Origin of the sequence: Pseudomonas sp. SMN5 (assembly GCF_052041925.1) — a bacterium.
Classification (GTDB): Bacteria; Pseudomonadota; Gammaproteobacteria; order Pseudomonadales; family Pseudomonadaceae; genus Aquipseudomonas.
The window spans coordinates 67359-76498 of record NZ_JBKGGX010000026.1 but is presented as its reverse complement, the minus strand read 5'-3'; the positions used below and the strand labels follow the sequence as shown (position 1 = coordinate 76498).

General features: G+C 63.2%; 10 protein-coding genes. 1 reads left to right on the top strand and 9 read right to left on the bottom strand.

Annotated elements, in window-relative coordinates; translation table 11 throughout:
* Nucleotides 1-187 (top strand): OprD family outer membrane porin (locus tag ACLEJR_RS22515; protein ID WP_440816588.1); only part of this gene is annotated, 187 nt, incomplete at its 5' end.
* A gap of 388 nt (nucleotides 188-575) precedes the next feature.
* Here ACLEJR_RS22515 and pcaC read toward each other — a convergent pair.
* The 9 genes from pcaC to ACLEJR_RS22470 form a co-directional block, all read right to left on the bottom strand.
* Nucleotides 576-968, bottom strand: coding sequence for a 4-carboxymuconolactone decarboxylase (gene pcaC / locus ACLEJR_RS22510; protein WP_440799779.1), 393 nt, complete (start codon nucleotides 966-968; stop codon nucleotides 576-578).
* A gap of 10 nt (nucleotides 969-978) precedes the next feature.
* Complete coding sequence (gene pcaD / locus ACLEJR_RS22505) at nucleotides 979-1770, bottom strand: 3-oxoadipate enol-lactonase (protein ID WP_440816586.1); 792 nt, start codon at nucleotides 1768-1770, stop codon at nucleotides 979-981.
* Between the two features lie 12 nt (nucleotides 1771-1782).
* On the bottom strand, nucleotides 1783-3147 hold the full coding sequence (locus ACLEJR_RS22500; protein WP_440816584.1) for a 3-carboxy-cis,cis-muconate cycloisomerase: 1365 nt from the start codon (nucleotides 3145-3147) through the stop codon (nucleotides 1783-1785).
* A gap of 166 nt (nucleotides 3148-3313) precedes the next feature.
* Nucleotides 3314-4609, bottom strand: a complete 1296-nt coding sequence (locus tag ACLEJR_RS22495) for an MFS family transporter (RefSeq protein WP_440799788.1) — start codon at nucleotides 4607-4609, stop codon at nucleotides 3314-3316.
* Between the two features lie 293 nt (nucleotides 4610-4902).
* Nucleotides 4903-5469 (bottom strand): protocatechuate 3,4-dioxygenase subunit alpha, encoded by a 567-nt coding sequence (gene pcaG / locus ACLEJR_RS22490; RefSeq protein ID WP_440816581.1) that lies wholly within the window; start codon nucleotides 5467-5469, stop codon nucleotides 4903-4905.
* Between the two features lies 1 nt (nucleotide 5470).
* The gene (gene pcaH, locus ACLEJR_RS22485) at nucleotides 5471-6175 is read right to left on the bottom strand and encodes a protocatechuate 3,4-dioxygenase subunit beta (RefSeq protein WP_440799794.1); all 705 of its coding nucleotides are present in this window, start codon (nucleotides 6173-6175) and stop codon (nucleotides 5471-5473) included.
* Nucleotides 6176-6211: 36 nt separating this feature from the next.
* Nucleotides 6212-7417: a 3-oxoadipyl-CoA thiolase gene (gene pcaF, locus ACLEJR_RS22480; protein ID WP_440816580.1), complete on the bottom strand. Its 1206-nt coding sequence runs from the start codon at nucleotides 7415-7417 to the stop codon at nucleotides 6212-6214.
* Nucleotides 7414-8193: a CoA-transferase subunit beta gene (locus ACLEJR_RS22475; RefSeq protein ID WP_440799800.1), complete on the bottom strand. Its 780-nt coding sequence runs from the start codon at nucleotides 8191-8193 to the stop codon at nucleotides 7414-7416. The genes pcaF and ACLEJR_RS22475 overlap by 4 nt, the downstream gene beginning before the upstream one ends.
* Nucleotides 8190-9050, bottom strand: coding sequence for a CoA transferase subunit A (locus ACLEJR_RS22470; protein WP_440816578.1), 861 nt, complete (start codon nucleotides 9048-9050; stop codon nucleotides 8190-8192). Before ACLEJR_RS22470 ends, ACLEJR_RS22475 begins: the two co-directional genes overlap by 4 nt.
* Nucleotides 9051-9140 lie beyond the last annotated feature (90 nt).

Here is a 9140-nt window from a genome sequence, read left to right as displayed (position 1 = left end):
ACACACCGCGACGGTCGACGATGGTAAGGAATGGGGGCGTGAAACCGAGCTGGCGTACACCGTGCAGAGCGGCGCGTTGAAAAGCCTCAATGTGAAATGGCGGAACTCGACGATGCGCCGGGATTTCAATGCTAATGAGTTTGACGAGAACCGGTTGATCGTGAGCTATCCGATCAGTTTGTTGTAAGAGCCAGCAGCGCGGGTGGCTGCACTACCGCTATCGCGAGCAGGCTCGCTCCCACAGGGTCCCAAGGTGGTCGCAGCCTCTGTGAACACCCTGAATCCAGTGTGGGAGCGAGCTTGCTCGCGATGACTTTGTCACATCCAACATCATCGCCAACTGACCCACCGCTTTCGCGAGCAAGCCCGCTCCCACAGTAATGCTGTTCACTTAAGTTTTTATCACTTGTCGTGGCGAGGGAGCTTGCTCCCGCTGGGCCGATACGCGTTCGGGCGTAGCAGCCTCAAAAGCTTGGGACCGCTGCGCGCTCCAGCGGGAGCAAGCTCCCTCGCCACGGGGCGGTGACGTCCTTAGTGACGGTATTGCGCTCCCACAGGGGGATTTTGCGGGAAGCTTAAGTCCGTGACTCGACGCCCAACTCATCCCACACCGACTCAGCCAGGTGGAACGTGGCATTGGCGGCAGGAATGCCGCAGTAGATCGCGCTCTGCATGATCACTTCCTTAATCTCGCTGCGGCTGACGCCGTTGTTGGCGGCGGCGCGCAGGTGCAGCTTGAGTTCTTCGTTGCGGTTCATGCCGATCAGCATGGCGATGGTGATCAGGCTGCGGGTATGGCGTGGCAGGCCCGGGCGGGTCCAGATGTCGCCCCAGGCGTGGCGGGTGATCATCTCCTGGAATTCGCTATTGAATTCACTCAGGGCATTGAGGCTGCGGTCGACGTGGGCATCGCCCAGCACCGCACGGCGTACCTGCATGCCTTCGTCGTAACGTTGTTTCTCGTCCACAGAAAACTCCTCAGGCGCCGAACAGGAAATCCAGCACCCGCGCGCTGAATGCGGCACCGGCCTGGACATTGGAAAGGTGTGCGGCACGAAACTCGGCGTACTGCGCCTCGCTGACCCGCTCTTGAATAAAATGCCCGCCCGACGGCGGTGTCACTGCATCCTCGGTGCCTGCGATCACCAGCAGCGGTACACGGATCGATGACACCTGCTCACGAAAATCCGCATCACGCACCGCCGCACAGTTGGCGGCGTAGCCCTGGGGCGAGGTGGCGGCGAGCATGTCGGTGATTTTCCTGGCCTTCTCTGGATAAGCCTCGGCGAAGTCCGGGGTAAACCAGCGGGCAATCGAAGCATCGCGCAACGCAACCATCGCCGCCTGGCCGTCGCGCAGCACGGTATCAATACGCGGGTTCCACACCGACAGATCACCGATCTTGGCCGCAGTGTTGCACACCACCAGTTTGTGCAAGCGTTCACCCGCGTTGATTCCCAGCCACTGACCGATCAAGCCGCCCATGGACAAGCCACAGAAATGCACCTTGTCGATGTCCAGGGCATCGAGCATCGCCAACACGTCGCCGCCCAGTTGCTCGATGCTGTAGGGCCCTTGCGTGACCAACGACCCGCCGTGACCCCGGGTGTCGAAACGCAGCACGCGAAAGTGCTCGCTGAACGCCGGGACCTGTTCGTCCCACATGTGCAGGTCGGTGCCCAACGAGTTGGAGAGCACCAGCACCGGGGCGTCTTGCGGCCCGTCGAATCGATAGTTCAGTTCGCCCTCGGCGAGTTTGACGAATCCCACAACAATCTCCTTTCAGGCGTTAAAGGCAAGGTGTTCGGCCACCGCCCGGGCGACCCAGGTCTGGGCCTGGCCGAGATAGTGGGCGGGGTTGAGCAGATGGTCGAGTTCGGCAGCGGACAACTGCGCGGTCACCTGGGGCTCACACCCCAGCACGTCGCGCAGATGTCGCTGCTCGGCGACAGCGCGCTTGCAGCATTGCTCCAGCAGATGGTGCGCCGTGTCGCGCCCCAGCCGCTGGGCCAACACGATGCTCACCGCTTCGGCCAGCACCAGGCCCTGGGTCAGGTCCAGGTTGCGGGCCATGCGCGCCACGTCCACTTCCAACCCATCGGCCAGTAGCCGAGCCTGTTGCAAGGCGCCGGACACCAGGCAGCAGATCTCCGGCAGGGTTTCCCATTCGGCGTGCCACAGGCCCAGGCTGCGCTCGTGTTCCTGTGGCATGGCACTGAACAGCGTCGACAACAAACCCGGCACCCGCGTCGCCGCGCTGATCAACACCGCCGCGCCCACCGGGTTGCGCTTGTGGGGCATGGTGGACGAACCGCCCTTGCCCGGCGCCGCCGGTTCGAACGCTTCGCCGGCCTCGGTCTGCATCAGCAAACTGATGTCGCGCCCCAGTTTGCCCAGGCTGCCGGCGATCAAGCCCAACACCGCGCCGAACTCCCCCAGCCGATCGCGCTGGGTGTGCCACGGCTGTTCCGGCAGGTTCAGTTGCAGCTCGTCAGCCAGCGCCTCGGCGATGGGCAAGGCTTGCTCACCCAAGGCGGCGAGCGTTCCGGAGGCGCCGCCGAATTGCAGCACGAGCAGGCGTGGCTTGAGTTCTTTCAGGCGCTGACGACTACGGGTGACCGCTCCCAACCAACCGGCGATTTTCATGCCCAGGGTCACTGGCGTCGCATGCTGCAGCCAGGTGCGCCCGGCCAATGGCGTGGCCGCGTAGCGTTCGGCTTGACCGGCCAGGGTCTCCGCCAGTTGCGCCAGCTCGCCTTCGATCAATTCCAGCGCCCGACGCAATTGCAGCACCAGCCCGCTGTCCATGACGTCCTGGCTGGTGGCGCCCAAGTGCACATAACGCTCAGCCTCGGCGTCCTCGCTGGCGATGCGCTTGCCCAGTGCCTTGACCAGTGGGATGGCCGAATTGCCGGCGCTGGCAATCGCTTCGCCCAACGCTAAAAAATCGTACAGCTGGGCACGACAGGCTTTCTCGATCGATGCCACCGCACCGTGGGGAATCAACCCCACCCGCGCCTCCGCCCGGGCCAACGCGGCCTCGACATCCAGCATCGCCTGGACCCGCCCCGCGTCACAGAACACCTCGCGCATGTCGCGGGCGGTGAAGTAGGCATCGAACAGCTGATTGCCCGGTCGTTCGTTCATAAACAATCCTTCGGAATGTGAATGCTCTTGTGGCGAGGGAGCTTGCTCCCGCTGGGCTGCCTAGCAGCCCTTTTTGTGAGCGCTTCGCACTGGAGCGCCAGCCCGGTCAAGCGGGAGCAAGCTCCCTCGCCACATGAATCAAACAAGCCTTGAGTGAACAGGTGAGTCAAAGGTCGTGATGCAAATACGCCGGTTGCTTGGGCAGGCGCAGGCTGAACAGGAACGCCACCACCATCATCGCCGTGACATACCAGTAAAAGGCATTTTCCATGCCCTGAGCTTTCAGGCTCAGGGCAACGTACTCGGCCGAACCGCCAAATACCGCGTTCGCCACCGCGTAAGCCAACCCTACCCCCAGCGCCCGCACTTCGGGTGGAAACATTTCGGCTTTCACCAGGCCACTGATGGAGGTGTAGAAACTAACGATCGCCAACGCGAGGGTGATCAAAATGAACGCCAGGAACGGGCTGCTGATGCTCTTGAGTGTCAGCAGGATCGGCACCGTACACAACGCCCCCAAGGCGCCGAACCAGAGCATGGAGTTACGCCGACCGATCCGGTCGGCGAGCATGCCGAACAGCGGCTGCATGCACATGTACAGGAACAGTGCTCCGGTCATGATGTAACTGGCGGTCTTGGCATGCAGCCCGGCGGTGTTCACCAGGTATTTCTGCATGTAGGTGGTGAAAGTGTAGAAAATCAGCGAGCCGCCGGCGGTGTAGCCCAGCACCGTGACAAACGCAGCCTTGTGGTCGCGAAACAGCGCGCCGATGCTGCCGGCGTCCTTGTTCTCACGCATTTCCTTGCTACTGGTTTCCTTCAGGGAACGGCGCAGGAACAGCGAGATCAACGCCGCCACCGCGCCGACCACGAACGGGATCCGCCAGCCGTAGGCGCGCAGTTCGTCTTCGTTGAGGAACTGTTGCAGGATCACCACCAGCGACACCGCCAGCAACTGACCGCCGATCAGCGTCACGTACTGGAACGAGGCAAAGAAACCGCGCTGCCCCTTGAGGGCGACCTCGCTCATGTAGGTGGCGGTGGTGCCATATTCGCCGCCCACCGACAGGCCTTGCAGCAAGCGTGCAAGCAAAAGCAGCACCGGCGCCCAGACGCCGATGTCCTTGTAGGTGGGCAGGCAGGCGATGAGCAACGAGCCGAAGCACATCATCAGCACCGAGATCATCATCGAATTCTTGCGCCCGTGACGGTCCGCCACCCGGCCGAAAATCCAGCCGCCAATGGGGCGCATCAGGAAGCCGGCGGCGAACACCCCGGCGGTGTTGACCAGTTGTACCGTGGGGTTGTCCGACGGGAAGAATGCCGGGGCGAAATAGATCGCGCAAAACGCATAGACGTAGAAGTCGAACCATTCGACCAGGTTGCCGGATGAAGCGCCGACGATGGCGAAGATGCGCTTGCTGCGCTCTTCGCCGGTGTAGTGGCTGGTTGGGGTGGTCATGGATTATTCACTCGTTGGGGACTGACAAAGTCTAGACACACTTCGTAACAGTCCCGTTCCACAGACAGGCGTTGCCTGTACTGACGTCATCGCGAGCAGGCTCGCTCCCACAGGGTTCATACCCTTCTCCTGTAGCTCTGCGGTTTCCCGTGGCGAGGGAGCTTGCTCCCGCTGGCTTGCGCAGCAAGCCCAAAACAGGCGACCCGGTGTATCAGGATGACCTCGTTGCCAAGTTTGCGACTGCTGCGCAGCCGAGCGGGAGCAAGCTCCCTCGCCACAGAAAAATTCATGGCTCAGTAGTCGAAGAAGACCGTCTCGGCATCCGTTCCCTGCAACACCACATTCCACTGGTACACACCCGACGCATCAGGCTTGGTCACCAGGGTCGCACGGCGCTCTTCGGGCACGCAGCTCAGCAGCGGATCAGTTTCATTGGCCTGCTCGCCGCCGAAGTAGATGCGCGTCAGCAGATGCTTGACCAGCCCACGCGCGAACACCAGCACCACCAGGTGCGGCGCCTGGGTCGCGCCGTTCAGGCCCGGTACGCTCCCCGGCTTGATGGTGGTGAAGCGAAAGCGCCCTTCGGCGTCCACCGGCACCCGGCCGAAGCCATCGAAATGCGGGTCCAGGGGTTTGTCCTGTTCGTCCTCGGGATGGGCGTATTTACCGGCGGCGTTGGCCTGCCAGACTTCCAGCATCGCGTCGTTGACGAACTCCCCGTTGCCGTCAATCACCTGCCCGGTGATCGCCACGCGCTCGCCAAGGGTCTGGGGAACGGTCAGGTCTTCGCGGTTCAGCCAGGTCAGGCCGATGTGATAGTAAGGGCCGACGGTATGGGATGTAGTGGCGGTGAGCGTCATCTTATTTCTCCATCGGCGTGGCATCGCGGCCGCGCAAGACGATGTCCCAGCGGTAACCGAGGGCGTAGTGAGGGACGGTTTTTTCCAGGTCGAAGCTGGCGATCAGGCGTTCCTTGGCGCTTGTGTCCGGTACGCAGTTGTAGATCGGGTCGTAGGCCAGCAACGGATCCCCAGGAAAATACATCTGCGTCACCAGGCGCGTCAGGATACTCGGCCCGAACAGTGAGAAATGGATATGCGCCGGGCGCCAGGCGTTGTGGTGATTGCCCCACGGGTAGGCGCCGGGCTTGATGGTCTGGAACTGATACCAGCCATCGGCATCGGTGACGGTGCGACCGGTGCCGGTGAAGTTCGGGTCCAGGGGCGCGTCATGCTTGTCGCGGTCATGGTGGTAGCGCCCGGCGGCGTTGGCCTGCCAGATCTCCACCAGGATGCCCGGCACCGGCTGGCCGTTCTCGTCCAGCACGCGCCCATGAATGATGATCCGCTCGCCCAGGGGCTCGCCGGCATGCTGGGCGGTCAGGTCATTGTCCTTCTCCTGCACGCGGTCGGCACCTACGGTCGGGCCGGTAATTTCCGACAGCGAATGGGGCAAGAACACCAACGGCTTGGACGGCGAGCGCAGGTTGGTGGACTGGTACGGCGGGTGCAGATACTCCGGCTGGGTGCCCGCCTGAGGGCGACGATAACCAGGCTTGTCAGTCATGAAGCATTCCTCGGTTCTTGTTAGTGGTGCGACACGTCAGACGCGTTCTATGGCCAGCGCCAGGCCCTGGCCGACGCCGACACACATGGTCGCCAAGCCTTTTTTGCCGCCGGTCTTTTCCAAATGATGCAACGCGGTCAGCACCAGCCGCGCCCCGCTCATGCCCAGCGGATGGCCGAGGGCGATGGCGCCACCGTTCGGGTTGACCTGCGGCGCGTCGTCCGCCAGCCCAAGGTCGCGCAACACTGCCAGGCCCTGGCTGGCAAAGGCTTCGTTGAGTTCGATCACATCAAAGTCGGCGACGGCCAGGCCCAAGCGCTCGGTGAGCTTGCGCACCGCCGGCACCGGGCCGATGCCCATCACTCGCGGCGCCACGCCGGCACTGGCCATGCTCAGGACTTTGCCGCGTGGCGTCAGGCCGTGTTTTTTCACTGCCTCGGCCGAAGCCAGGATCAGCGCCGCCGCGCCGTCGTTGACGCCCGACGCGTTGCCGGCGGTGACGGTTTTGTCAGGGCCGTTGACTGGCTTGAGTTTGCTCAAGGTTTCCAGGGTAGTGTCGGCACGGGGATGCTCGTCCTGCTCGACCACGGTTTCGCCTTTCTTGTGGGCGATTCGCACCGGGACGATTTCCTCGGCGAAGAAACCGCTGGCCTGGGCCGCTGCCGCACGCTGTTGGCTGCGCAGGGCGAACGCGTCCTGGTCGGCGCGGGAGACCGCGTAGTCGTCAGCCACGTTGTCCGCGGTCTGCGGCATGGCGTCCACCCCGTACTGGGCTTTCATCAGCGGATTGATGAAGCGCCAGCCGATGGTGGTGTCTTCCAATTTCATGTTGCGCGAAAACGCGGCGTCGGCCTTGCCCATCACAAAAGGTGCGCGGGACATCGATTCCACGCCGCCGGCAATCGCCAATTCCATCTCGCCGCTGGCGATGGCGCGGAAAGCGGTGCCGATGGCGTCCATGCCCGACGCGCAGAGGCGGTTGAGGGTCACGCCGGGAATGCTTTCCGGCAGGCCCGCCAGCAGCAGTGCCATGCGCGCAACGTTGCGGTTGTCTTCGCCGGCCTGGTTCGCGCAACCGAGGAACACCTCGTCCACCGCGCTCCAGTCCACCGACGGGTTGCGCTCCATCAGCGCCTTGATCGGCACCGCGGCCAGGTCATCGGCGCGCACACCGGACAAGCCGCCGCCGAAGCGGCCGATGGGGGTCCGAATCGCATCACAGATATATACGTCGCGCATCACGCCTCTCCCGGTGCCTGGCCGTGGGCCGCTGCGGTGCGAGCTTCCAGGTCGCGCAAGGCGCGCAGCTCCACTTCGGTCGGCTCGGCCGTGGTTTGCACCTGGTCGGCGAAACGGATCGCCCACCCGGTGGCAGCAATGACTTGCTCCCGGGTCACGCCGGGGTGCAGCGAAGTGACCACGAATTCATGGGTGCCGGCCTCCGGTTCCATGATGCACAGGTCGGTGATGATGCCCACGGGACCTGCGCCCGGTAGCCCGAGGCGTTTGCGTGAATCGCCGCCTTCGCCGTGACCGACCGAGGTGATGAAATCCAGCTTGTCGACAAACGAACGGGCCGACTGCTTGAGGATGATCAGCACGCTCTTGGCGGAACCGGCGATTTCCGGCGCACCACCGGCCCCCGGCAGGCGGACTTTCGGCTGATGATAGTCGCCCACTACGGTAGTGTTGATGTTGCCAAAACGGTCGACTTGCGCCGCGCCGAGGAAACCGACGTCGATACGCCCGCCCTGCAACCAATAGCGAAAAATCTCACCAGTCGGCACCACGGTGTCGGCGGTTTCCGCCAGCTCACCGTCACCGATGGACAACGGCAGGACGCTGGGCTTGGCACCGATCGGACCGGACTCGTAGATCAGCACAACATCGGGTGACGAGGTCAGCCGAGCCAGGTTGGCGGCTTTCGACGGCAGGCCGATGCCGACAAAGCACACTGCGTTGTTTTTCAAGCGACGGGCCGCGGCGACGGTCATCATTTCGTTGGTGGAGTACGTCATTGTTTCGCCTCCGCGGCGGCAGCCAGCCTGGCCTGGAATTCACTGAAGTCTCGGGTGCCGTGGATGTATTCGTCGATCCAGGCAGTAAAGGTCTGACGGTCGCGGGCGATGGGGTCCCACGCCTGGTAGAAACGGTTGTCACGTTCGGTGTAGCCGTGGGCGTAGGACGGGTGCGCACCGCCCGGGACGTGACACACCGCGCTCAGGGCCCAGGTCGGCAATACGCAGGCGTTCATTGGCGCGTTCAGGTCGTCGACGATTTCTTCCACGGTGACGATGCAGCGTTTGGCGGCCAGGACGGCTTCCTTTTGCACGCCGAGGATGCCCCAGAGCAACACGTTGCCCTTGCGGTCGGCTTTCTGGGCATGGATCACGGTGATGTCCGGGCGCACCGACGGCACGGCGGCCAGGACCTCCCCGGTGAACGGACAGGTCACGCTTTTGATCAGCGGGTTGACCTTGGGCAGGTCGGAGCCGGCGTAGGCCCGCAACACCGCGAACGGCAGGCCCGAAGCCCCGGCGACGTAGGCATTGGCCAAGTCGGCATGGCTGTGCTCCTCGATCTCCAGCGGGTGCGGCCATTGCTTCTCCACGGCATCACGCAGACGGTGCAGCGAACCCACGCCTGGGTTGCCGCCCCAGGAAAAAATCAGCTTGCGAGCACAGCCTGCGCCGATCAACTGGTCGTAGATCAGGTCGGGAGTCATGCGCACAAGCGTCAGATCCTTCTTGCCCTGGCGAATGATCTCGTGACCTGCCGCCGTAGGAATCAGGTGAGTGAAGCCTTCGAGCGCGACGGTATCGCCGTCGTTGACGAACTGCTTCACCGCGTCGTGCAGCGAAAGGATTTCAGCCATGGGCAGGCTCCGTATTCCAGTAGACCGACATGAAGAAAAAGGCGCGAGAAGAAGCGCCGGAGTCACTGAAGATTAAGCTGGGGCAACGGG

Bases quoted from the DNA above. Each gene is read 5' to 3' on its own strand.
- ACLEJR_RS22500 (WP_440816584.1), bottom strand. From the start codon at position 3,147: ATGAACGAACGACCGGGCAATCAGCTGTTCGATGCCTACTTCACCGCC.
- ACLEJR_RS22495 (WP_440799788.1), bottom strand. From the start codon at position 4,609: ATGACCACCCCAACCAGCCACTACACCGGCGAAGAGCGCAGCAAGCGC.
- pcaG (WP_440816581.1), bottom strand. From the start codon at position 5,469: ATGACGCTCACCGCCACTACATCCCATACCGTCGGCCCTTACTATCAC.
- pcaH (WP_440799794.1), bottom strand. From the start codon at position 6,175: ATGACTGACAAGCCTGGTTATCGTCGCCCTCAGGCGGGCACCCAGCCG.
- ACLEJR_RS22475 (WP_440799800.1), bottom strand. From the start codon at position 8,193: ATGACGTACTCCACCAACGAAATGATGACCGTCGCCGCGGCCCGTCGC.
- ACLEJR_RS22470 (WP_440816578.1), bottom strand. From the start codon at position 9,050: ATGGCTGAAATCCTTTCGCTGCACGACGCGGTGAAGCAGTTCGTCAAC.